A 21925-nucleotide genomic window follows, 5' to 3' on the forward strand; every position below is an offset into this window, starting at 1 on the left:
CATGAACGCTCCCGCTTCCCCCTGGTTTGTCGATTTTCAGGATGTCTGGCTGGCCTACAACGAGGAGCTGCTCAAGCAGAACCACTTTGCGGTAGAGGCCATTGACCTGAAGGTGCGCAAGGGCGAATTCATCGCCATCGTCGGCCCTTCGGGTTGTGGCAAGTCCACCTTCATGAAGCTCACCACGGGCCTGAAGATGCCCTCGATGGGCAAGATCCTGATCGATAACCAGCCGGTGACGGGGCCGCTCAAAATCTCGGGCATGGCGTTCCAGGCGCCCTCGCTGCTTCCCTGGCGAACCACGGTGGACAACGTGCTCTTGCCGCTGGAAATCGTGGAACCCTACCGCAGCAGCTTCAAGGCCAAGCGCAAGGAATACGAAGAGCGCGCCCGCAAGCTGCTGCAAAAGGTGGGCTTGGCCGGCTACGAAGACAAGTTCCCCTGGCAGCTCTCAGGCGGCATGCAGCAACGCGCCAGCATTTGCCGTGCGCTGATCCATGAACCGAAGATGCTGTTGCTGGACGAACCCTTCGGCGCGCTGGACGCGTTCACGCGCGAAGAGTTGTGGTGCATCCTGCGCGACCTGTGGACCGAGCAGCAGTTCAACGTGATCCTGGTCACGCACGACCTGCGCGAATCCGTATTTTTGGCCGACACTGTGTACGTGATGAGCAAGAGCCCGGGCCGCTTTGTGGTGAAGAAAGAGATTGAACTTCCGCGCCCGCGCGAGCTGGAAATCACCTACACCAAGGAGTTCACCGACATCGTGCATGAGCTGCGCGGCCACATCGGCGCCATGCGCAAGACCGGCGCCACCATCAACCAATAAGACACTGCCATGAACCAAAAGAAAATTGAACAGTGGTCGCCCTGGTTGCTGCTGGTGACCGTGATCGTGCTGTGGCAAATTCTGTGCTCGGCGTTTGATGTGTCCGAGTTCATCTTCCCCAGCCCCTGGCGCATCTGGACCCAGTTCTGGGAGTTCAAGGGCATCATCGGCGCGCACGCTTGGCGCACCTTCTGGGTCACCATGGCTGGCTTTGGTATCGCCATCGTCGTTGGCGTGCTGCTGGGCTTTGTCATTGGCAGCTCGCGCCTGGCCTATGCGGCGGTGTACCCGCTCATGACCGCCTTCAACGCCCTGCCCAAGGCCGCCTTTGTGCCCATCCTCGTGGTGTGGTTCGGCATTGGGGTGGGGCCGGCCATCTTGACTGCCTTCCTCATCAGCTTCTTCCCCATCATGGTCAACATCGCCACCGGCCTGGCCACGCTGGAGCCCGAGCTCGAAGACGTGCTGCGCGTGCTGGGCGCCAAGCGTTGGGACGTGCTGGTAAAAGTGGGCCTGCCGCGCTCCATGCCCTACTTCTACGGCTCACTCAAGGTTGCCATCACGCTGGCCTTTGTGGGCACCACGGTGTCCGAGATGACCGCTGCCAACGAAGGCATTGGCTACCTGCTCATCAGCGCAGGGTCGGCCATGCAGATGGGCCTGGCCTTCTCCGGCCTGGTGGTGGTCGGTGCCATGGCCATGGCCATGTACGAATTGTTCAGCGCGGTTGAAAAGCACACTACGGCCTGGGCACACCGCGGTTCGCAGAACAGCTGATGGTGTGGCATGCCCAGCTCGACCTGAGCTACCGTATGGAGTCGGGCCGCACCGTGGCCCGCCATGTGCACAGCGGCCCGCTGCGCATTCTGCAGAGCCTGTACCCCGAAGGCGAGGCCACCTGCCACAACGTGCTGGTGCACCCGCCCGGCGGCTTGGTCGGTGGCGACACGCTGAGCATCTCCGTGCGTGCCGAGGCTGGCTCCCACGGGCTCATCACCACACCGGGCGCCACGCGCTTTTACCGCTCCGAGGGCCCCTGGGCCACGCAGCACAGCCGCATCACTCTGGACGAGGGCGCGCGCCTGGAATGGCTGCCGCTGGAGGCCATTTGCTACGACGCCTGTCAGGCCCGCAACCAGCTGCAACTGGAGCTGGCCCCCACCGCCGAATGCATGGGCTGGGACATCACGGCGCTGGGCCTGCCCCACGCGAATCTGCCATTCACGCGTGGCCAGTTGGAGCAGCACATCGAGATCCCGGGCACCTGGCTGGAGCGTGGGCGTATCGACGCGCAAGACCTGCGCCTGATGCAAAGCCCCGCCGGCCTGGACGGGCAGCGCTGCCTGGCCACCCTGTTCTTTGCCAGCGGCAGCCCGCTGACCCGCCCCCGTAAAGAGGCATTGCTGGAGATGGCACGGCACGCGACTGAGGGACACCCCTTGGCGCGCAGCGTAGGTGCCACCAGCCCCAACCCGCGAGTGGTGGTAGTGCGCGCCCTGGCGCCCACGGTAGAGCCCGCCATGCAGCTGCTGCGCAGCATCCGCCGCGCGTGGCGGGCCGAAGCCTGGGCGCTGAGCGCGGCCGACCCCAGAATCTGGTCCATGTAAGGTCGCGCGGGTTGGACGCTCTGCGCCCATAATGCGAGCGATGGCAGCGCTAGACACTGACTTTTCTGATTGCACCGCCCTGGTCGTGGATGGCAACCCCACGTCACGGTCCATTCTTGTGTCCCAGTTGCGGGACTTTGGTGTGGCCAGCGTAGCCCAGGCGGTTCGCCCCATCGACGCGCGGCGACAACTGGAGTACCGTGGTTTTGATTTCGTGCTGTGCGAGCAGCACTTTGCCACAGATGAAATATCGGGGCAGGACTTGCTGGACGACCTGCGCCGCAACCAACTGCTGCCCTTCTCCACCATCTTCATCATGATCACCGGCGAGGCCACCTACGCCAAGGTAGCTGAGGCCGCAGAATCCGCACTGGATGGCTACCTGCTCAAGCCGCACAAAGCCACCCAACTGGGCGAACGCCTGGCGGCGGCGCGCATCCGCAAGGTCTCACTGCAAGGCATCTTCAGCGCCATCGAAGAAGAGCGCTTTGAAGAAGCCGCCGCCATGTGCATGGACCGCTTTGAGTCCCGCGGGCAGTTTTGGCTGTACGCCGCCCGTGTGGGTGCCGAGCTGCTGCTGCGCCTGGGCCGCCATGGCGAGGCACAGGTGCTGTACAAGGCCGTGATTGCGGCCAAAACCCTGCCTTGGGCGCGGCTGGGTGTGGCCCGCGCACAGCTGGAAGCCGGCAACATCAACCAGGCCACGGGCACGCTGGAAAACCTCATCAACGACGACCCCAGCTATGCGGACGCCTACGACGTGATGGCGCGCGCCTACTTCGAACTGGGCCGTTTTGACAAGGCGCTGGAGACCTACAAGATGGCGTCCACCCTGACGCCGGCCTCGGTGAGCCGGGTACAGAACCTGGCGATGATGACCTACTACTCCGGCAACCACGAGGATGCCGAGCGCCTGCTGGACAAGACCGTGCGTCTGGGAATTGAATCCAAGATGTTTGACAGCCAGAGCCTGGTGCTGCTGGCCTTCACCCGACTGGAGAGCAACGACCGCAAAGGGCTGCAGCGTTGCCAGGACGATTTCCTGCGTCTCATCGACAAGGACCCCGACAACGTTCGCCTGCAACGCCTGTCGGCCGTGGTGGATGTGCTCAACCTGATCCAGCAGCAGCAGTTCGGCCCCTCTCTGGACGCGGTGCGGACCATGGCGAAGGCGGTGCAGACACCGCAATTTGACTTTGAATCTGCCAGCAACCTGGTGACCCTGGTGTCCCACCTGGCGCGCAAAGCCATCCAGCTTGACGAAGTGGCCTCTCTGGTCGAGGCCCTGGCCAAGCGCTTCTGCAGCAACCGCTCCATCACCGAACTGATGGCCGCCAGTGCGCTAGCCTACCCACCGTACCAGGCTGTGATCCGCACGGCGCAGACGCAGGTGCTGGAGTACACCGAAGCGGCCATGACGCTCAGCCTGGCCGGGGACCCGACCGGTGCAGTCAAGAACCTGATTCTGCATGGCAAGGAAACCATGAACGCACGCCTGGCCGAGAACGCCTACCAGCTGCTGCAAAAGTACAGCGGCAAGGTGCAGGACGAGACCCGGCTGCAACTGCTGGTCAACGAGCTGCGTGCCCTGTGCGGCCCGGTCATCAGCCGTGCTTCACTGGGCGAGCAACGGCGCCAGGCAGGGGGCTTGGCGCTGCGTACCGGCAAGCGGGTACCACCCGAAGCGCCACCGACCCTGACCTAAATGGCCACGAGGGCGCGCACGCCGTCCACTTCCATGTTTTGCCCTTTTCCGCGGGCCAGCACTGCGCCCCGTTCCATCACCACATAGTCATCGGCCAGTTCCTGCGCAAAGTCGTAGTACTGCTCTACCAGCACGATGGCCATGTCACCGCGGTCCGCCAGCATGCGGATCACGCGACCGATGTCCTTGATGATGCTGGGTTGAATGCCCTCGGTGGGCTCGTCCAGAATGAGAACTTTGGGCCCTGCTGCCAGGGCGCGGGCAATGGCCAACTGCTGCTGCTGCCCGCCTGACAGATCGCCGCCACGGCGGTTCAGCATCTGCTTGAGCACCGGAAACAGCTCGAACAACTCGGGCGGAATCGGCGTTCCGGCACTCTTGTAGGCCAGGCCCATGCGCAGGTTTTCTTCCACCGTCAGGCGCGCAAAGATCTCACGGCCCTGCGGCACAAAGCCCAGGCCCAGGCGGGCGCGTTCGTAGGGCGTGAGTTTCTGGATAGGCTTGCCATCGAACTCAATACTGCCGGACTTGATGGGCACCAGGCCCATCATGGATTTGAGAAGCGTGGTCTTGCCCACACCGTTGCGGCCCAGGATGACCGTGACCTTGCCGATGTCGGCCTCCAGGCTCACATCCCGCAGGATATGGGAGCCGCCGTAGTACTGGTTGACGTTGTTGATTTTCAGCATGTGCTCACAACCTTAGCGGCCCAAATAGACTTCAATGACGCGCTCGTCAGACTGCACCTGGTCCAGCGTGCCTTGCGCCAACACCGAGCCATCACACAGCACGGTAACGATGTCGCTGATGGTGCGGATGAAGCTCATGTCGTGCTCCACCACCATGAGCGAGTGCTTGCCCTTGAGCGTGAGGAACAGCTCGGCCGTGCGCTCGGTTTCCTCGTCCGTCATACCCGCCACAGGTTCGTCCAGCAGCAACAGCTTGGGGTCCTGCATGAGCAGCATGCCAATCTCCAGCCACTGCTTTTGCCCGTGGCTCAGGTTGCCGGCCAGGCGGCCCACGCTGTCCGCCAAGTGGATGGTGTGCAGCACCTCGGCCAGGCGGTCGCTTTGGGCCGAGTCCAGTTTGAAGAACATCGACGCCTTCACACCCTTGTTGGTCTTCAGCGCCAGTTCCAGGTTCTCGAACACCGTGAGCTGCTCGAACACCGTGGGCTTCTGGAACTTGCGGCCAATGCCCAGCTGGGCAATCTCGGCCTCCTTGAAGCGCAGAAGGTCAATGGTGCTGCCAAAAAACACGGTGCCCGCGTCGGGCCGCGTCTTGCCCGTGATGATGTCCATCATCGTGGTCTTGCCCGCGCCATTGGGGCCGATGATGCAGCGCAGCTCGCCCGGTGCAATGTCCAGGCTGAGCTTGTTGATGGCCTTGAAACCATCGAAACTCACGCTCACGTCCTCGAGGTAGAGGATGCGTCCGTGGGTGACATCCACCTCGCCGGCTTTGGCCACGCGCGAGAAGCCCGCAGCCCGGCCACCCGATTCGGTTTGTCCGGACTGAGCCGCCAACGCGGCCATGTGATCCTGGACGCGCTTGGCGCCTTGTTCCAACAGGTCGGGAGTCATGCCTTGCCTCCCTTGATTTTCTTGATCAAGCCCACCACTCCATCAGGAAGGAAGAGGGTCACACCGATGAAGAGTGCGCCCAGAAAGTACAACCAGAACTCAGGGTAGGTCACGGTCAACCAGCTCTTGGCGCCATTCACCAGAAAGGCCCCAATCACCGGCCCGATCAGCGTGGCACGCCCACCGACTGCTGCCCAGATGGCAATCTCGATGGAGTTGGCCGGGCTCATTTCGCTGGGGTTGATGATGCCCACCTGCGGCACATACAGAGCGCCTGCCACACCGCACATCATGGCCGAGATGACCCAGATGCTGAGCTTGTAGCCAATCGGGTTGTAGCCGCTGAACATCACGCGGGTTTCCGCATCGCGCACAGCCTGCAACACACGACCAAACTTGCTGTTCACCAGCCAGCGTGCCATCAGGAAGAAGCCCAGCAGCGTGGCCGCCGTCAGCACAAACAGCGTCATGCGCATGCTGGTGGTGGCAATCGGGATGTCCAGGATGCGCTTGAAATCGGTGAAGCCGTTGTTACCACCAAAGCCCGTTTCATTGCGGAAGAACAGCAGCATGGCTGCAAAGGTCATGGCCTGGGTGATGATGGAGAAATACACACCCTTGATGCGCGAGCGGAAGGCGAAGAAGCCAAACACCAGCGCCACCAGGCCCGGCACCAGCACCACGAACAGCAGCGTGGCGACAAAGCTGTCCGAGAAGGTCCAGTGCCAGGGCAGGGTCTTCCAGTCCAAAAACACCATGAAGTCGGGCAAGGCGCTCTTGTAGTTGCCGTCCAGGCCAATCTGTCGCATCAGGTACATGCCCATGGCGTAGCCGCCCAACGCAAAGAACACGCCGTGGCCCAGACTGAGAATGCCGGTGTAGCCCCAGATCAGGTCCATGGCCAGCGCGCAGATGGCGTAGCACATGATCTTGGCCACCAGGGCCACCGCAAAGTCGCTCAGGTGGAACACGCTGCCCACGGGCACCAGCAGGTTGAGCACCGGCACCAGCGCACACAGCACGACCAAGGCGCCCAGCCAGGCCCCCCAGCCACTGCGGCTCAGCAGGGGTTGGGGTGACGGGAGAACGAGGGTAGGAACGGGGGAGGTACTCATGCTTCTGCGCTCCGGCCCTTCATGGCAAAGATGCCCTGGGGACGTTTCTGGATAAAGATGATGATGAAGACCAGCACGGCGATCTTGGCCAGCACAGCGCCGGTCCAGCCTTCCAGGAATTTGTTGAGCACGCCCAGACCCAGCGCGGCATACACCGTGCCGGCCAACTGGCCCACGCCGCCCAGCACCACCACCATGAACGAGTCCACGATGTAGCCTTGGCCCAGGTCAGGCCCCACGTTGCCCACCTGGCTCAATGCGCAACCGGCCAGACCCGCAATGCCGCTGCCCAGTGCAAATGCATAGGTATCAATGCGGGCCGTGTTCACCCCCATGCAGCTGGCAATCGGGCGGTTCTGCGTCACACCACGCACAAACAGGCCCAGCCGGGTTTTCTCGATCAGGAACCACACGCCCAGCAACACTGCCAGCGCAAAGCCGACGATGACCAGGCGGTTGTAGGGCAGGGACAAATTGCCCATGACCTGCACGCCGCCGCTCATCCAGCTGGGGTTCTCCACACCCACGTTCTGGGCGCCGAAAATGGTGCGCACCAGCTGCATGAGCATGAGGCTGATACCCCAGGTGGCCAGCAGGGTTTCCAGCGGCCGGCCATAGAGAAAGCGAATCACCCCGCGCTCCAGCGCCGCGCCCACCAGGGCCGACGCCATGAACGCCACGGGCAACGAGGCCAACAGGTACCAGTCAAACGCACCGGGCAGGTATTTCTGGAACAGGCCCTGCACCACGTAAGTGGCGTAGGCACCAATCATCATGAGCTCACCGTGGGCCATGTTGATCACACCCATCAGGCCATAGGTAATGGCCAACCCCAGCGCCACCAGCAACAGGATGGAGCCCAGACTGATGCCGCTGAAAATGGCGCCCAGTCGGTCACCCCAGGCCAGACGCGACTCCAGCGCACGCAGGCTCTTGTCCAATGCCGCCTTCACCGCGCCATCGGTTTCAATCTTCAGGCGCTCTACCAGCAGCGTCTTGGTGGCAGCCAGCGTGCTCTCGCCCAAAGAGCCGGCGGCCTCCAGGCGTTTGGCGGTGTCGGCGCTGCCCAACAGGGCCGCAGCACGCAGCAGCGTGATCTGCTCCTTGATATCGGGCACGGTCTCGACGGCCAAGGCCTTCTCGATCAGGGGCAGCTTGCTCTCATCTACCTCGCCCTGCAGGGTCTTCACCGCGTCGCGGCGCACCTTCACATCGGTGGAGAGCAGCTTCACCGCGGCCAACGCGGTATCCAGCTCACCGCGCATGCGGTTGTTGTTCATCACATCTTCGGCGCTGTCCGTCAGCACCACTTCGGCGTTGGTCACGGGGTCCACACCCATGCCATCCACCACCAGCACCGGGCGGTCGCCCATCACCTTCACGGCATCGTCAGCCAGCGCCTGCAAAAAACGCACGGTGTTGGCGTCGGCGCCTGCCACCGCGGCACGCAAGGCTTCGATGCGCGCATCGCCCTCGCCCACTGCCATGGCTTTTGCCTCGTTGGCCGTCAGCGCCTGGGCGCGGGTAGCTATCAAAACAATAGCAATGGCCAGCACATGAAATAGTCGTTTTGGCATACGCCAACTTCTCCGGGTAAATAAAACAAGCCGCCACGGCCCGAACAGGCAGTGGCGGCTTTGGCTAAAGAAAATTGCCCCCTAGCTCCGCCGCTCCGCGGGTCGCTACCCCCCAAGGGGGCGCGTTTCCGCTTGGGGCGGCCCGGCGCAAAAACCTAGCCTCTCCCTGCCTTCGCCTTACTTCTTGACGGGCTCGTCAGGTTTGACGTCGTTGCCTTCGATGTACGGAGACCATGGCTTGGCCTTCACAGGACCGGGTGTCTTCCACACCACGTTGAACTGGCCATCGGCCTTGACTTCGCCGATGAACACTGACTTGTGCAAGTGGTGGTTCTTTTCATCCATCTTGGACACGATGCCGCTGGGTGCCTTGAAGGTCTGGCCGGCCATGGCAGCAATCACTTTGTCGGTATCGGTGGACTTGGCTTTCTCCACCGCTTGCTTCCACATGTTGATACCGATGTAGGTCGCTTCCATCGGGTCGTTGGTCAGAGGCTTGTCCTTGTGACCGGCAATGCCCTTGGCCTTGGCGTAGTCAGACCACTTCTTGATGAACTCGGTGTTGGTCGGATTCTTGATCGACATGAAGTAGTTCCAGGCAGCCAGGTGGCCCACCAGCGGCTTGGTGTCCACGCCGCGCAGCTCTTCTTCACCCACTGAGAAGGCCACGACTGGAACGTCCTTGGCCTTCAGGCCGGCGTTGCCAAGTTCTTTGTAGAAAGGCACGTTGGAGTCACCGTTGATGGTGGACACCACGGCCGTCTTGCCACCGGCGGAGAACTTCTTGATGTCAGCCACGATGGTTTGGTAATCGCTGTGGCCGAAGGGCGTGTATTTTTCGTCGATGTCTTTTTCATCCACGCCCTTGCTCTTCAGGTAAGCGCGCAGGATCTTGTTGGTGGTGCGGGGGTACACGTAGTCGGTACCCAGCAGCACCCAACGCTTGGCGCCGCCGCCTTCTTTGCTCATCAGGTAGTCGACAGCCGGAATGGCTTGCTGGTTGGGAGCAGCACCGGTGTAGAACACGTTCTTGGACAGCTCTTCACCCTCGTACTGCACAGGGTAGAACAGCAGGCCGTTCAGTTCTTCCACCACGGGCAGCACGGACTTGCGGGACACTGATGTCCAGCAGCCGAAGATCACGGCGACCTTGTCTTGCGTCAGCAGCTGCTTGGTTTTTTCAGCGAACAGGGGCCAGTTGGAAGCGGGGTCGACCACTACGGGTTCGAGCTTCTTGCCCAGCACGCCGCCCTTGGCGTTGATTTCGTCGATGGCCATCAGCACGGTGTCTTTCAACACAGTTTCCGAAATGGCCATGGTGCCGGAAAGGCTGTGCAAAACACCGACCTTGATGGTGTCAGCAGCAAATGCTGGCACGGCGGACAAGGTGGTCAGGGCGACGGCAGCGGTGAGTGCCTTCAGGGTAAAACGACGAGAGTTCTGGCGTTGCATGTGGGCTTCTCCGAGGGTTAAAAAATCCGGTTCACGTACCCCAGAGCCATTGCTTGAAGAGGCTCTGCGATCCGATGGGTCAACTGTAGAGATGCCCCCTGAAAGCGGAAATACGCCTAGTGGCGTACACCCTCTGCCTGCTCGCCCAGCAGGGGCACGAAGGCCCCTGCAAAAGCCCCGTATTACTGGGTGCTTGTCGTAGTGCTGGAAGCCGCCGCGGTGGTGCTGGTGCTGGCGGAAGTGTTGGTAGCAGTGCTATCGGCAGGCGCGGCAGGCGGCAGATCACCAGTGCCGCGGCCGCGGCGCATGTGCAGGGGCCCCTCACCGCGACCACGGGGTTCGCGTGGTGCATCGGATGCCTGCTCGGTGCCAGATGCGCCGCCGTTGGACTCCGCGCTTTCCTGGCGTGGCAGTGGCTTAGGCGGTTCCTGACGGGTCGACGTCGCCGCGGTGTTGGTCGTAGCGGTGGCCGATCCTGCGGCTGTGGCAGGGGCTGTGGCCGCCGTGTTGGCCGTGGCGCTGACGGAAGCGCCGCTGCTGTTGGCGGGGCCACCGGCCGGACCGCCCTTGTGGGCCATAGCAGGCGAGGCCAGCACGCCCATCAATACCGTTACGGCAGAGGCAATGGCGGGTTTGTAAAACGATTTCATGGTCAATTTCCTTTGGGTAAAGTTTCAAATTTGCGTGTGATGTTTTCCCACGCAAATGAATAATAAGAGGGAAAATTTCCCACGTCAATGATTTTGTGTAAATTTTTCCCACAAATAAGTTACATTTACGGCCATGGATTCCATCAACGCCGCCTCCGCCACCCCTGCGCCGGCCCTGGTGCGGGCGCTACGGCGCGTGCTGCGGCCACTGGTCCGATTGATGATTGCGCAGGGCATGACCTATCCTTACCTCACGGAATTGCTCAAGAGCATCTTTGTGGATGTGGCCGAAGCCGAATTCCGGTCTGACGCCAAGCCCCCTACCGACAGCCGCATCAGCGTGATGACGGGCGTGCACCGCAAAGACGTGAGCCGTTTGCGGACAGAACTCCGAGAGACTGCGGACGGCATGCCCGATGTGGTGTCTCTCGGCGCCCAACTGGTGGCCCTGTGGCTGGGCACTCCCCGCTACCTGGACGATGATGGCAAACCGCGGCCACTCCCGCGGTTTGCCAGCGACGGTGGCGAACAATCTTTTGAAGCACTGGTCGCCAGCGTGAACAGCGACATCCGCTCGCGCGTGGTGCTGGACGAGTGGCTGCGCCTGGGCGTGGCCCATCTGGACGACAGCAGCCGCGTGTGCCTGAACACCAGCGCTTTTGTACCCAGCGCTGGCTTCGACGAAAAAGCGTTCTACCTGGGCCACAACCTGCACGACCATGCCGCCGCCGCCGCCAGCAATCTGCTGGGCGTGCAGCCGCCGTTTCTGGAACGCAGCGTGCAATACGACGCGCTCAGTCCGGAGTCCATCGCACAGCTGAGCGCGCAAACGCGCGAAGCTGGCATGAAAGCCCTGTTGGACATCAACCAGTCGGCGTTAGCACTGGAACGCCAGGATTCGGAACGCCCGGCGGTGCGCCAGCGCATGACCTTCGGCGTGTACTTCTATACCGAGCCAGCTGCACCGGTGGATCCCACCACGGCTCCTGGGACACCAAAGCCATGAGAGGAATGTTGAACCTCCTGTCGCGTAGTGTGCTGCTGGCTGCTGTGTGCATGCTGGCGCTACCGGGGCAAACGGCCAACCTGTGCGGCCATGGCGACTCTCTCGTCAACCCGCAGGCGATGGCGCCGGGCATCGGTGGCACCGGCAATCTGGCGATCCAGCCAGGCATAGGCGGAACGGGGGATGTGGCGCTAGCGCCCGGCATAGGCGGCACCGGCATTGTGGGCGTGATCACCGGGTTTGCCAGCATTTGCGTCAACGGCGTAGAGGTGCACTACAACGATGCCACGCCCATCAGCGACAACGGGGCCGTGACGCGCGCAGGCGCGCTGGAAGTGGGACAACTGGTAGTGGTCCAGGCCCTGGGAGATGGGGACGAACTGCAGGCACGACACGTTGCATTGCTGCATCTGGCCGTGGGGCCCGTGGACGAGGTTGATATAGCGCGCGGCGAGCTCCGTATCCTGGGTCAAACGGCGCATTGGTCGGCCAGCACTGAGCAATGGCCCCAGATCCGGCCCGGCACCTGGGTGCGGGTTAGCGGCTACCGTTTGGGCAATGGTGAGCTGCTGGCGACTCATCTGCAGGCGACCGCTATCCAGGCGCAGGCGCAGCTGACCGGTGTGGCCCATGTGCGCGGTGGCGGCATCCACATCGGGACAGCGGCGATCAGTACATCCGCGTTGAGCTTCTGGGAGGCACTGCGCACCTGGTGGGCCGCCGCCAGTGGCAAGGAATTGCAGGTCCAGGGCGCGTGGGATGGCGAACGCTTGGTCGCCAGCAACGTACGAGTACAACCAACGCGCACATTGCTGGGAAGCGTGGACAAAGTGGTGCTGGAAGGCTATGCCATAAATGCCAGCAAAGATCAGATCGACCTGGGCCAGGGCCCCATCACCCTGGGTGACGCCGTCAGTGCGGCGCAACGGGAGGCTGTGTTGCAAGGCAGTGAACAGCGCCTGCGGATTTTTGGCAGTATCGACGCGTCAGGTCACCTGATTGCGGAACGCGTTGAGGTCCACGACGCGACGGCGGCGCATCACCCTGGCAACGGATCCGGCGCGGCGACAGATGGCCTGCGCAATGGCACGGGTCCTATGCCTGCGGGCGCACCAGGACCAGGAGGATCAACGGACGCCTTCAAAGCTGCGGGAGAACTTGGTGGCTTCAACAACAAAACACGTGGCAGGTAATTAGCTACTTTTTCAATAGCGGACAAATCAATCTATAAGAGTGCCTGAAAGGGTTTTACCTTCCAAAGGTTTGCCGCGTTTGCCACACATAGCTTGAATCGAGCTACATCGTCTGCACGTAGTCACCCACCACCTCGACCATCCAGTCCATCACCACGCGCACCCGCTTGGACAGGTTGCGGCGGTTGGCATACAACAGGGTTTGCGGCATGGGCGGCGCCACATGCTGCAGCAACACTTCCGCCAGCAGCCCCTGTTGCAGCAGCAGGTGCACACCCACCGCAGGTGCCTGGATGATTCCCAACCCCGCCACACAAGCAGCGGTGTACGCGTCGGCGTTGTTCACGGTGACGGCGCCCTGCATGGACATGCTGCGCGTCTCACCGTTCTCGAAGTAATCAAAGCCCCCCGGCCTAGCGCCCAAGGTGCTGGCGTAGTGCACCAGGCGGTGCTGCGCCAAGTCAGCCAGCGTGCGCGGCGTGCCGTGCGCCTGCAGATAGGCAGGGCTCGCCACATTCACCATGCGCAGCGGCGGCAGAGGGCGCGCCACCAAGCTGGTGTCACCCACCGGCCCCACACGCAGCACGCAGTCAAAACCCTCGCGCACGAGGTCCACCCGGCGCTCGGTGCTGCTGATCTCCAGCTCCAGCAGCGGGTGCAGCGCCAACAGCTCGGGCAGGCGCGGAATGATGGCGTTGCGCGCCATGCCCGTGCTCATGTCGATGCGCACGCGGCCGCGCAGGTTCTGCACGCCCTGCTGCTGAAACATGGTCTGCACCTCGTCCACATCGGCCAGCAGGTCCTTGCAGCGCTCGTAAAAGGCCTCGCCGTCCTGCGTGGGCTGTACCTTGCGCGTGGTGCGGTGCAAAAGCCGCGTGCCCAGGTCGGCCTCCAACTGCTGCACCGCGGTGGACACGCTGGCCTTTGGCAGGCCCAGGGCGTCGGCCGCCTGCGTGAAACTGGCCAGCTCGGCCACGCGGGTGAAGATGTGCATGCGGTCCAGGGTGCTCATTGTTCAATTATTACGAACAAACCAATCGCTTTGTAGATATTTATCAAACCAATGGCGCTCAATAGACTCGCTTCCATCACCAACCCCTGAAGGAAGTTTCCATGTCTACCACCCCCGCCTCCACCCCCATCGCACTCGTCACCGGCGGCAGCCGCGGCTTGGGCAAGAACACCGCCCTGCACCTGGCGCGCAACGGCAGCGACGTCATCCTCACCTACCGCAGCCAGGCGGCCGAAGCGCAGGCCGTGGTGGACCAGATCACCGCACTGGGCCGCCGCGCCGTGGCTTTGCAGCTAGATACCGGCAACAGCGCCAGCTTTACGGGTTTTGCAGAGCAGGTAAAGGCTGCGCTGGCAACCACCTGGCAGCGCGAGCGCTTTGACCACCTGGTGAACAACGCCGGCGTGGGCGTGCACGCCAGCCTGATGGACACCACCGAGGCGCAGTTCGACACGCTGATGAACATCCACTTCAAAGGCGTGTTCTTCCTCACACAAAAACTGCTGCCGCTGATGAATGACGGCGGACGCATCGTCAACCTTTCCAGCGGCCTGGCCCGCTTTGCACTGCCAGGCTATGCGGCCTACGGCGCGATGAAGGGCGCCATCGAGACGCTGACACGCTACATGGCCAAGGAACTGGGCCCGCGTGGCATTGCGGTGAACGTGGTGGCACCCGGCGCGATCGAGACGGACTTTGGTGGCGGCGCAGTGCGCGACAACGCGCAGCTCAACGCCTTTGTGGCGGCCAACACCGCACTGGGGCGCACCGGTGTGCCAGACGACATCGGCGCCATGATTGCCTCGCTACTGACACCCGCCAACCGCTGGGTCAACGCCCAACGCATCGAGGCGTCAGGCGGCATGTTCCTCTGATCGCAGCCGCCGGGCGCCCACGCCAGCCAGGATCAGCTCTTGGCAGGACGTGCAGCCCGTGCCGGGCTACGGCGGTTGACACTGGGCCAGGAAACCGGCTCCATGCGCAGTGCCTGGCCATCGGGGAGCGAAACCGCCAGCAGCTCACGCCCCTCCACCTGAAGCTGGTAAACGGTCGACCCGCCCACGGCGCGCGCCTCCTGCACCTGAGCCTGTTTGAGCAACAGCGCCAGTTCCGCCGCACTCAGAGTTTGCCATTGGATTTTGTTCATGGCTTGCTTACCAAAGGCTGTGCGCGCACACGGTCGAGAAAGGCCTGGGCTGGCATGGGGCGGGCATAGAGATAGCCTTGCGCTTGCGAGCACCCCATGCCTGCCAGCAAGTCGGCCTGCTCTTTGCACTCGACCCCCTCAGCCACCACGGCCAAACCGAGGCTGTGTGCCATGGCAACGATGGCGCTGGCAATGGCGGCGTCGTCTTCGTTGGAATGGATGTCGTTGATGAAGGAGCGGTCGATCTTGAGTTCATCAATCGGAAAACGCCGCAAATAGGACAGGCTGGAGTAGCCGGTGCCGAAATCGTCCAGCGACAGCGACAGGCCCAGGTTTTTGAGTGCCACCAGGCTCATGCGCGTGGTGTCCACGTCCTGCATGACCATGCTTTCGGTCAGCTCCAGCACAATTTGCTGCGGGTCCACTCCGGTGCGCTGCACGATGGCGGCTACGCGCTCGCTCAGGTCGTCCAGCCGGAACTGGCGCGCCGACATATTGACCGCCAGCTTGAGCGCCCCCAGACCCTGCTCGCGCCAGCGCGCCTGCTGGTGGCAAGCCTCCTCCAACACCCATTCGCCCAGGGGCACGATCAGGCCCGTCTCCTCGGCCAGGTGAATGAACTCGATGGGGTGGATGAGGCCGATTTGCGGATGTTGCCAACGCACCAGGGCCTCGGCCCCCACAATACGCTGGCTGGCTAGGTCGATCTTGGGCTGGTAGTGCAACAGAAATTCGCCGCGCTCCAGACCGCGGCGCATGGCCGCTTCCATGTCCAGGCGACTGATGGCCGACGAGCCCATTTCCGGTACAAAACAACGCACGCTGTTGCGGCCATGTTCCTTGACGCGGTACATGGCTATGTCCGCGTAGCGCAGCAGCACCTCGCCGTGGTCGCCGTCGCGGGGGTAGAGCGCCACACCGATGCTGGCCGTCACCTCCATATCGCGGCCCACGATTTCCATGGGCCGTGCCAAGGCTGACTGCACTTTGGCTGCAATGCGCTCCACGTCGTCCGGCTGCGGCACATCGGTGAGGATGATGACAAACTCATCGCCCCCCAAACGTGCCACGGTGTCGGTATCGCGGACGCAAGCACGCAAACGCGCTGCCACTTCCTTGAGCAGGGCGTCACCCGCGGTGTGACCCGAGGCGTCATTGATGCGCTTGAAGTGGTCCAGGTCGAGCAGCATCACGCCCATGACATGGTTGTTGCGACGAGCCCAGGCAATGGCCTGCTCGATGCGGTCATTGAGCAGGTTACGGTTAGCCAAACCCGTGAGGCTGTCGTGGTTGGCCTGGTATTCCAGGGCTTGCTGGTACTGCACACGTTCACTGACGTCGTTGATCACACTGACAAAATGTGTGGTCGACTCGCCGGTGAGGTCGTGCACCGGGGCGATGTGCAACTCGTTCCAGAACAGCGTGCCATCCTTGCGGTAGTTGCGCAGAGTAGCGGTGGCTTCGCGCTTGCCGCGCAATGCGTTGCGGATGATTTCAAGGGCTGGTTGGGCCAGGTCGTCGCGCACCAGAAAGCGTCCTTCACGCCCGATGACTTCTTCCACCGTGTAGCCGGTAATGCGCTCGAACGCCGGGTTGACGTAGACGATGGAGTGATCCTCGGCATCGCTGCGGGTGATCATGATGCCGTTGCTGCTGGAGATGAGCGCCTGCTCCTGCAAGCGGCGGGTGCGCTCATAGCCGTCACGCTTGCGCTTGCTCTCCGTGATGTCCTGCTTGACGACGATCAGATGGGTGTGCTGCCCGTCGGTATCACGCAAGGTGGACACCACCTGGCGCTCCCAATAGCGGGACCCGTCCTTGCGTTGGCTTTCAAAGTCACTATTCCAACTGTCATTGGGCGTTTGCGCGGCCAGCAGCTGTTGATAAATAGCGCGAATTTCCTCGGCCGGATTCCAGGCCAGGGGATGGGCTCCGCCAATGTCCTGCAGGGTGTAGCCCGTCATCGCGGTAAAACGGGTGTTGCAGTATTCCACCCGACCATTGCAGTCCATGACCACGATGCCAAAAGGACTTTGTTCAACGGCCCGGGTGAGCAACTCCATCGGCAGCGGGTCCAGGCCCAGGCTTTCTCGAAGCCGATGCAGCTCCTGGCTCAAGGAAGGTAACGTGTCTTCATGCATGTGAATCTATTTTTAAGGCCCAACTCCTCCCCAAAAACGGGGCCCTCATTCTAGGCACATGCCCCTTGGTACACGACAGTGCGGAAAACACCTACACCGGTGGCCCCGCCTGCTCAACAAGCAGCACGGCGCCAGACAAGCAGCTTGCGCTAAACCGCATCCATGCGGAAGCTCGACGCCGTCACGCCACCAAAAATCGCATCCTCGTGGTAGACGCAGGTGGCGGCATCGACCTCTGCCGCGCCCACGGCCACCATGAGCGGCAGCAGGTGCTCTTCGCGCGGGTGGCACAGGCGGGCGGCGGGGGCTTGCTCCCAGTCCAGCAGGGCCTGCGTGCGCGCAGCGGGCGGAGCCACCATGGCGGCTTGCAGCCAGGTGTCAAAGGCCGCAGAAGGTGCCTGACCAGCGCGGCCAAAGGCGCGCAGGTTGTGGTAACTCAGGCCACTGCCAACAATGAGCACGCCCTCGTCGCGCAGCGGCGCCAGGGCGCGGCCCAGCGCCAGGTGTTCGGCCGGGTCCAAACCTTTGCGCAGGGACATTTGCAACACGGGAACGTCAGCGTCGGGGTACATCACGGCCAAGGGCACAAAAGTCCCATGGTCGTAGCCACGCTGTGCATCCTGCGCCACGGGCAAACCTGCGGCCTCTAGCAGGACCTGCACACGCTGCGCCAACGCAGGCGCGCCCGGTGCGGGGTACACGATCTGGTAGGTGTGGGGCGGGAAGCCGCCATAGTCGTACACCATGCCCGGCTGCGGGTGCGTGCCCAGCGTGAAGGCACGTTCTTCCCAGTGCGCGGTGACCATAAGCACAGCCTTGGGCGTTTGCCCCAGCTGGCGCGGAATGTCGGAAAGCGAATGGGCCAACGGCTGCATGGCGGCAGCCATCTCGGGCATCCACGGCCAGGGGCCGCCGCCGTGCGAGATGAAGTAGGTAGGTAGGCGCTGGGACATGGTGGGTCTCCTCAAAAATTCAGTCACCCAGGTCGAGGGTCTGGGATAGCGGCACGCCAACAGGCGGCTCGTAGTCGGCGACCACCCAGGCACGGCGCGGGTGGGCGGCGGCCTCTTGCAGCAAGGCCAACACGCAACGAATGGACGCCTTGTCGAGCGCAGCAAACGGTTCATCCAACAGGGTGAGCGCGGCGCCCGAAGCCAGGGCCGCCGCCAGCCACACCTTGCGCTTGGAGCCAGTGGAAAGCATGTACAAGGGCTTCTCCACATGCGGCACAAGACCCAGGGCCTCGGTCAAATCCGCCAGCAGAGCAGCGTCCCACTCCGGGTAGCGTGCAGCGGTGGTCTGGAACAACTGCGCGGCGCTGACCTGGTCAAACGCCGCAGTATGCGGGTCCATCCACGCTACTTGCTGGCGGTAGGCCACGGGTTGCGCGTGCAACGACGTGCCGCCCAACTGCAAGCTGCTGCCCGGCGCGCGCAAATCACCCGCCAACAGACGCAACAGGCTGGTTTTGCCCCGGCCTTCGCCACCGCCCAGCCAGGTCACACCGGATGGAATCTGTAGTTGCGCAGGCAGCGGCAGCCATTGGCCCGCAAACCCGAAACGCAAGCCTTGCACCCGCAGCACGCAGGGCGCGAAGTCGGGTGGTGAAGGAGCAGTGGACGGAGTCATAGCGCAGGACAGAAAGCCATCAACCAGAGTATTTTGCTACTCATTCAATAGCTATTGGCAAAGGTTTTACGCGGGCTAGAGGCAAATCGGTATAAAAAAAGCCAGCCACACGGGCTGGCTTGTGGCCGGTGCCAGGCAGAGATTACTGCTTGACGGCTTCCAGCGCGATGGTAATGGTCACGTCGTCGCCCACGTAGGGCGCAAACTTGCCGGCACCGAATTCGGAGCGCTTGATCGTGGTGGTGGCTTCCGCGCCAATCACGTCTTTCTTCATCATGGGGTGGGTCGTAGACACAAAGTTCACGATCTTCAGGGTCGCGGGCTTGGTCACGCCCTTGATAGTCAGGTTGCCTTCCACGCTGGCGGGCTTGTCGCCATCAAATACCACCTTGGTGGACTTGAAGGTAGCGGTAGGGAACTTGGCAGTGTCCAGAAAGTCTTCGCCCTGGATGTGGCCGTTGAACGCAGTGAAGCCGGTGTCCACAGCCTTCATGTCAATCACCACATCCACGGCGCCAGTCTTGGCAGCCTGGTCGAACGTTACGGTGCCGGTGGTGTTGTTGAAGCGGCTTTGTTGGGTCGACAGACCGAAGTGACTGTAGGAGAAGCGGGGAAACGTGTGCGACGGATCCAGGTTGTAGGTCGCGGACTCGGCGCTGGCGGCACCGGCGAAAGCGGAAAGCGCCAAGGCGGCAGCGATGAGGGAAGTGCGCATGGGAAAACTCCTGATTTGCGGGATGGTGAAAAAGAAAGAGAAAAATTAGAGCTTGCCCACGCCAGTCAGCGCGAGCTTGAGTTTGACCTGCACATCGTCGGCCACCATGGAGGTGTCGGCCCACTCGTTCTCGCCAATCTTGAAGGCCAGACGCTTGAGCGGGAAAGTGCCAGTGACCGTGGTGGTGGTACCGCTCTGTGTCAGCACCACAGGCACCACCACATCACGGCTGGCACCCTTGATGCTGAGCTTGCCTGTCACTTCAAACTTGCCACCACCCAAGCCTTTGACAGCCGTGGACTGGAAGTTGGCCTGGGGGAACTTGGCCGTGTTGAACCAGTTGGGGCGCGGCAGTTCGGCGTCGGTCTCGGGCACGCCCAGCGTGGCGCTGGCGATGTCCACCGTGAAGGCGATCTTGCTGGTGTCGGGCTTGGCGGGATCGAACGCAATCTGCGCATCAAACTTCTTGAAGCGGCCTTCCACAGGCACACCCATTTGCTTGCTCACAAACACGATTTCACTTTGGGCGGGCACCAGTTTTTGTTCGGCAAATGCAGCGGACGCACCCAGCGCGGAAACGGCCCATACGGCGGACACAAGAAGACGAGAGGGTTTCATACAGGTTCCAAAGTCAAAGAAGAGAGGGAATCAACCGCGGCCGGGCAGCATGCGGCCTATCAGGCCGTCGCGGTCCAGCCACTGGTGTTTGAAAGCTGCAGCGGCATGCACCACGGCCAAGGCCACCAGCGCAAAGGCACTGATCTCATGCCACGGCTTGATGAGCTCGGACAAGGCCTTGTCGGCCGGCACAAAGTCTGGCAACGGCACCACGCCAAACACCACGATGGGAAAGCCTGCTGCGGAACTGTAGGCCCAGCCAATCAGGGGCACGGCAAAAAACAAGGCGTAGAGCGCGTAGTGGGTGGCGTTGTGTGCCCAGTGCTGCCAGATTGGCATGGCTTGGGCAATGTGCCCGGGCAGCGCCGGCGGACGGTGGGTGAGGCGCCAAAGCAGGCGCAGCACCGACAACGTCAACAGCGTGATGCCGGCCCACTTGTGCCAGTTGTACAGCTTTAGACGCATGGGCGAAAACGGCAGATCCGCCATGTACAGACCCACACCAAACAGCCCCAAAATTGCCAGCCCCAGCACCCAGTGCAGCACGATGGCCGTGAGGCTGTAACGCTGAATTGCCGGGGTATCGTTGGAAGCGGAAGAGATTGCCATGCCCCGGAGTCTAGGGGGACATTCGTTTTTCAATTTTGAATTGAATTGACGATCAATTCCAAAATTTTTGAATTAATAAGTTCCCGAATTAGTCCGAACGGACAGGCGCGAGCCGATGGGCGGTCAAGGTTGGCGACCTGAGCGGCGCATCTCGCGCAACATGAACAAATACAGCCCCTCCACCTTCTCCCGCGCCCAGGGTGTTTTGCGCAAAAACTTGAGGCTGGAGCCCACGCTCGGGTCCAACGTAAAGCAGCGCACGGGAATGCGTTCACCGAGCCCGTCCCAGCCGTAGTACTCGGCCAACTCAGTCACGATGGCCTCCAGTGTTTTGCTGTGCAGGGGGTTGTTGGCTTGCTTGGCAGCGGCGGCAGGCTTGGGCGAATCGGTGCTCATGCGGTGATTGTCGCAGTGCCAGTATCCATTCATTGCAAATCCGGATTCGCCTTACGCGACTCAGAACCGGCAAGGTATTTGTTGAATATTGCGTCGTAGGTTCCGTCTTTTTTCATCGCCCGAAGTGCCTGGTTGTAGGCACTGATGACTTTGGCGTAGTCCTTCTTATTGGTAAACGCCAGATAGCTGGGGATGGCTTCAATGGCCGGGGACAACTCTTTGATCGATCCTGCCAGACCCATCGTTCTGGCCGAATCGAGGGCCACGTGGCGATACGACGGGACCACGTCAACACGATCAACCAGTAGTTTTTTGATATTGGCGGACGCGCTATTTGCAAGATCCACCTTCTTGAACACCCCTTTTTCCAGCGCAGAATCCAAACGAGGGCCATAGCTGGTTTGGTTGATGATCCCAATGCGCAGCTCTGAAAGCTTGTTCAAATCGCCATCAAAGGTAATGGCCGAATCCTTGCGAACGAAGAATGCCTGCACCTGGGTAATCAGCACCTCGTCTGCGTAGGTCAAAAACTCTTGGCGCTCACGGGTCTGATAGACCGAGAAGATGCCATCGATCCTGCCGGCCTTGACCTCTGCCAGGCAGCGGGCCCAGGGCATGATGGCGATCTCAACCGGATAGCCCGCCCGCTTGAACGCTTCATTGATGACATCAACCAGCAGTCCGGTCTGTTTGCCGTTTTCCACGTAGGCAGTTGGAACACTGTCCGCCGCCGCCAACACGAGCGTCTGCGCGCCAGCAGCAGACATACCCATCAGGGGAAGGCAGGCCAGCCACAGGCAGCAACAAGACCATTGCAGCGTCATGCGCTTCATTGTCGTGGCGGCAGCAGACTGGGACAAGATGCGCATGGCGTCCTTTGGGCAGGTAGGCGCAAGGGCAAAACCCCAGCAGCCTGAATCCCCGCATGGTACGCCCGAACG

General features: G+C 62.0%; 23 protein-coding genes. 7 read left to right on the forward strand and 16 right to left on the reverse strand.

The window, feature by feature from the left end; translation table 11 throughout:
• Position 1: 1 nt before the first annotated feature.
• Genes AC07OE_RS17005 through AC07OE_RS17020 form a run of 4 tightly spaced genes read left to right on the forward strand, consistent with a single transcriptional unit; the run spans position 2 to position 4141 of the window.
• On the forward strand, positions 2-829 hold the full coding sequence (locus AC07OE_RS17005) for an ABC transporter ATP-binding protein (protein ID WP_495071761.1): 828 nt from the start codon (positions 2-4) through the stop codon (positions 827-829).
• Between the two features lie 9 nt (positions 830-838).
• Positions 839-1606 (forward strand): ABC transporter permease, encoded by a 768-nt coding sequence (locus tag AC07OE_RS17010; protein ID WP_495071762.1) that lies wholly within the window; start codon positions 839-841, stop codon positions 1604-1606.
• A complete protein-coding gene (locus AC07OE_RS17015; protein ID WP_495071763.1) occupies positions 1606-2436 on the forward strand; it encodes an urease accessory protein UreD in 831 nt (276 codons plus the stop codon). The genes AC07OE_RS17010 and AC07OE_RS17015 overlap by 1 nt, the downstream gene beginning before the upstream one ends.
• Before the next feature lie 40 nt (positions 2437-2476).
• Entirely contained in the window at positions 2477-4141 is a 1665-nt protein-coding gene (locus AC07OE_RS17020) for a tetratricopeptide repeat protein (RefSeq protein ID WP_495071764.1), read from the forward strand.
• Here the strand turns inward: AC07OE_RS17020 and urtE are convergent.
• From urtE to AC07OE_RS17050, 6 genes are all read right to left on the reverse strand, one after another.
• Positions 4138-4830: an urea ABC transporter ATP-binding subunit UrtE gene (urtE, locus tag AC07OE_RS17025; protein ID WP_495071765.1), complete on the reverse strand. Its 693-nt coding sequence runs from the start codon at positions 4828-4830 to the stop codon at positions 4138-4140. The genes AC07OE_RS17020 and urtE overlap by 4 nt on opposite strands.
• A 12-nt stretch (positions 4831-4842) precedes the next feature.
• Entirely contained in the window at positions 4843-5724 is an 882-nt protein-coding gene (gene urtD / locus AC07OE_RS17030; protein ID WP_495071766.1) for an urea ABC transporter ATP-binding protein UrtD, read from the reverse strand.
• Positions 5721-6839 carry an urea ABC transporter permease subunit UrtC gene (urtC, locus tag AC07OE_RS17035; RefSeq protein WP_495071767.1) on the reverse strand — a complete coding sequence of 373 codons (1119 nt, stop codon included), beginning with the start codon at positions 6837-6839 and terminating at the stop codon, positions 5721-5723. The genes urtD and urtC overlap by 4 nt, the downstream gene beginning before the upstream one ends.
• Positions 6836-8416: an urea ABC transporter permease subunit UrtB gene (urtB, locus tag AC07OE_RS17040; protein WP_495071768.1), complete on the reverse strand. Its 1581-nt coding sequence runs from the start codon at positions 8414-8416 to the stop codon at positions 6836-6838. Before urtB ends, urtC begins: the two co-directional genes overlap by 4 nt.
• A gap of 177 nt (positions 8417-8593) precedes the next feature.
• Complete coding sequence (gene urtA / locus AC07OE_RS17045; protein WP_495071769.1) at positions 8594-9868, reverse strand: urea ABC transporter substrate-binding protein; 1275 nt, start codon at positions 9866-9868, stop codon at positions 8594-8596.
• A 182-nt stretch (positions 9869-10050) separates the two neighbouring features.
• The gene (locus tag AC07OE_RS17050; RefSeq protein ID WP_495071770.1) at positions 10051-10518 is read right to left on the reverse strand and encodes a hypothetical protein; all 468 of its coding nucleotides are present in this window, start codon (positions 10516-10518) and stop codon (positions 10051-10053) included.
• Between the two features lie 133 nt (positions 10519-10651).
• Between AC07OE_RS17050 and AC07OE_RS17055 the strand changes: the two genes are divergently transcribed.
• Together AC07OE_RS17055 and AC07OE_RS17060 are read left to right on the forward strand one after the other, a co-directional pair.
• Complete coding sequence (locus AC07OE_RS17055; protein ID WP_495071771.1) at positions 10652-11524, forward strand: DUF6502 family protein; 873 nt, start codon at positions 10652-10654, stop codon at positions 11522-11524.
• Positions 11525-11529: 5 nt separating this feature from the next.
• On the forward strand, positions 11530-12717 hold the full coding sequence (locus AC07OE_RS17060) for a DUF5666 domain-containing protein (protein ID WP_495071772.1): 1188 nt from the start codon (positions 11530-11532) through the stop codon (positions 12715-12717).
• Between the two features lie 103 nt (positions 12718-12820).
• On the opposite strand, the gene AC07OE_RS17065 is transcribed toward AC07OE_RS17060, so the two are convergent.
• Entirely contained in the window at positions 12821-13729 is a 909-nt protein-coding gene (locus tag AC07OE_RS17065; protein ID WP_495071773.1) for a LysR family transcriptional regulator, read from the reverse strand.
• Between the two features lie 101 nt (positions 13730-13830).
• Between AC07OE_RS17065 and AC07OE_RS17070 the strand changes: the two genes are divergently transcribed.
• Positions 13831-14604 (forward strand): SDR family NAD(P)-dependent oxidoreductase, encoded by a 774-nt coding sequence (locus AC07OE_RS17070; protein WP_495071774.1) that lies wholly within the window; start codon positions 13831-13833, stop codon positions 14602-14604.
• A 32-nt stretch (positions 14605-14636) separates the two neighbouring features.
• Here the strand turns inward: AC07OE_RS17070 and AC07OE_RS17075 are convergent, their stop codons facing one another.
• From AC07OE_RS17075 to AC07OE_RS17115, 9 genes are all read right to left on the reverse strand, one after another.
• Positions 14637-14876, reverse strand: a complete 240-nt coding sequence (locus AC07OE_RS17075) for a hypothetical protein (RefSeq protein WP_495071775.1) — start codon at positions 14874-14876, stop codon at positions 14637-14639.
• The gene (locus AC07OE_RS17080; protein ID WP_495071776.1) at positions 14873-17017 is read right to left on the reverse strand and encodes a sensor domain-containing protein; all 2145 of its coding nucleotides are present in this window, start codon (positions 17015-17017) and stop codon (positions 14873-14875) included. Before AC07OE_RS17080 ends, AC07OE_RS17075 begins: the two co-directional genes overlap by 4 nt.
• 149 nt (positions 17018-17166) lie before the next feature.
• Positions 17167-17970, reverse strand: a complete 804-nt coding sequence (locus tag AC07OE_RS17085) for a DODA-type extradiol aromatic ring-opening family dioxygenase (protein ID WP_495071777.1) — start codon at positions 17968-17970, stop codon at positions 17167-17169.
• A gap of 19 nt (positions 17971-17989) precedes the next feature.
• Positions 17990-18646, reverse strand: coding sequence for an ABC transporter ATP-binding protein (locus tag AC07OE_RS17090; RefSeq protein ID WP_495071778.1), 657 nt, complete (start codon positions 18644-18646; stop codon positions 17990-17992).
• 142 nt (positions 18647-18788) lie between these two features.
• A complete protein-coding gene (locus AC07OE_RS17095; protein WP_495071779.1) occupies positions 18789-19361 on the reverse strand; it encodes a YceI family protein in 573 nt (190 codons plus the stop codon).
• A gap of 45 nt (positions 19362-19406) precedes the next feature.
• Complete coding sequence (locus AC07OE_RS17100) at positions 19407-19979, reverse strand: YceI family protein (protein ID WP_495071780.1); 573 nt, start codon at positions 19977-19979, stop codon at positions 19407-19409.
• Positions 19980-20009: 30 nt separating this feature from the next.
• Positions 20010-20588, reverse strand: a complete 579-nt coding sequence (locus AC07OE_RS17105; RefSeq protein WP_495071781.1) for a cytochrome b — start codon at positions 20586-20588, stop codon at positions 20010-20012.
• Between the two features lie 123 nt (positions 20589-20711).
• Entirely contained in the window at positions 20712-20984 is a 273-nt protein-coding gene (locus AC07OE_RS17110; RefSeq protein ID WP_495071782.1) for a VF530 family protein, read from the reverse strand.
• A 29-nt stretch (positions 20985-21013) separates the two neighbouring features.
• On the reverse strand, positions 21014-21853 hold the full coding sequence (locus AC07OE_RS17115; RefSeq protein ID WP_495071783.1) for a substrate-binding periplasmic protein: 840 nt from the start codon (positions 21851-21853) through the stop codon (positions 21014-21016).
• Positions 21854-21925: the final 72 nt, after the last annotated feature.

This window comes from Rhodoferax sp. GW821-FHT09E07, assembly GCF_059416145.1.

Excerpts from the sequence above, each read along its gene's own strand:
- AC07OE_RS17020 (WP_495071764.1), top strand. The coding sequence starts at position 2,477 with ATGGCAGCGCTAGACACTGACTTTTCTGATTGCACCGCCCTGGTCGTG.
- AC07OE_RS17055 (WP_495071771.1), top strand. The coding sequence starts at position 10,652 with ATGGATTCCATCAACGCCGCCTCCGCCACCCCTGCGCCGGCCCTGGTG.
- AC07OE_RS17100 (WP_495071780.1), bottom strand. The coding sequence starts at position 19,979 with ATGAAACCCTCTCGTCTTCTTGTGTCCGCCGTATGGGCCGTTTCCGCG.
- urtE (WP_495071765.1), bottom strand. The coding sequence starts at position 4,830 with ATGCTGAAAATCAACAACGTCAACCAGTACTACGGCGGCTCCCATATC.
- AC07OE_RS17050 (WP_495071770.1), bottom strand. The coding sequence starts at position 10,518 with ATGAAATCGTTTTACAAACCCGCCATTGCCTCTGCCGTAACGGTATTG.
- AC07OE_RS17010 (WP_495071762.1), top strand. The coding sequence starts at position 839 with ATGAACCAAAAGAAAATTGAACAGTGGTCGCCCTGGTTGCTGCTGGTG.
- AC07OE_RS17090 (WP_495071778.1), bottom strand. The coding sequence starts at position 18,646 with ATGACTCCGTCCACTGCTCCTTCACCACCCGACTTCGCGCCCTGCGTG.
- AC07OE_RS17080 (WP_495071776.1), bottom strand. The coding sequence starts at position 17,017 with ATGCATGAAGACACGTTACCTTCCTTGAGCCAGGAGCTGCATCGGCTT.
- AC07OE_RS17095 (WP_495071779.1), bottom strand. The coding sequence starts at position 19,361 with ATGCGCACTTCCCTCATCGCTGCCGCCTTGGCGCTTTCCGCTTTCGCC.
- AC07OE_RS17110 (WP_495071782.1), bottom strand. The coding sequence starts at position 20,984 with ATGAGCACCGATTCGCCCAAGCCTGCCGCCGCTGCCAAGCAAGCCAAC.
- AC07OE_RS17015 (WP_495071763.1), top strand. The coding sequence starts at position 1,606 with ATGGTGTGGCATGCCCAGCTCGACCTGAGCTACCGTATGGAGTCGGGC.
- AC07OE_RS17005 (WP_495071761.1), top strand. The coding sequence starts at position 2 with ATGAACGCTCCCGCTTCCCCCTGGTTTGTCGATTTTCAGGATGTCTGG.
- AC07OE_RS17060 (WP_495071772.1), top strand. The coding sequence starts at position 11,530 with ATGTTGAACCTCCTGTCGCGTAGTGTGCTGCTGGCTGCTGTGTGCATG.
- urtB (WP_495071768.1), bottom strand. The coding sequence starts at position 8,416 with ATGCCAAAACGACTATTTCATGTGCTGGCCATTGCTATTGTTTTGATA.
- AC07OE_RS17070 (WP_495071774.1), top strand. The coding sequence starts at position 13,831 with ATGTCTACCACCCCCGCCTCCACCCCCATCGCACTCGTCACCGGCGGC.
- urtC (WP_495071767.1), bottom strand. The coding sequence starts at position 6,839 with ATGAGTACCTCCCCCGTTCCTACCCTCGTTCTCCCGTCACCCCAACCC.
- AC07OE_RS17065 (WP_495071773.1), bottom strand. The coding sequence starts at position 13,729 with ATGAGCACCCTGGACCGCATGCACATCTTCACCCGCGTGGCCGAGCTG.
- AC07OE_RS17085 (WP_495071777.1), bottom strand. The coding sequence starts at position 17,970 with ATGTCCCAGCGCCTACCTACCTACTTCATCTCGCACGGCGGCGGCCCC.
- urtD (WP_495071766.1), bottom strand. The coding sequence starts at position 5,724 with ATGACTCCCGACCTGTTGGAACAAGGCGCCAAGCGCGTCCAGGATCAC.
- AC07OE_RS17075 (WP_495071775.1), bottom strand. The coding sequence starts at position 14,876 with ATGAACAAAATCCAATGGCAAACTCTGAGTGCGGCGGAACTGGCGCTG.
- AC07OE_RS17105 (WP_495071781.1), bottom strand. The coding sequence starts at position 20,588 with ATGGCAATCTCTTCCGCTTCCAACGATACCCCGGCAATTCAGCGTTAC.
- urtA (WP_495071769.1), bottom strand. The coding sequence starts at position 9,868 with ATGCAACGCCAGAACTCTCGTCGTTTTACCCTGAAGGCACTCACCGCT.
- AC07OE_RS17115 (WP_495071783.1), bottom strand. The coding sequence starts at position 21,853 with ATGCGCATCTTGTCCCAGTCTGCTGCCGCCACGACAATGAAGCGCATG.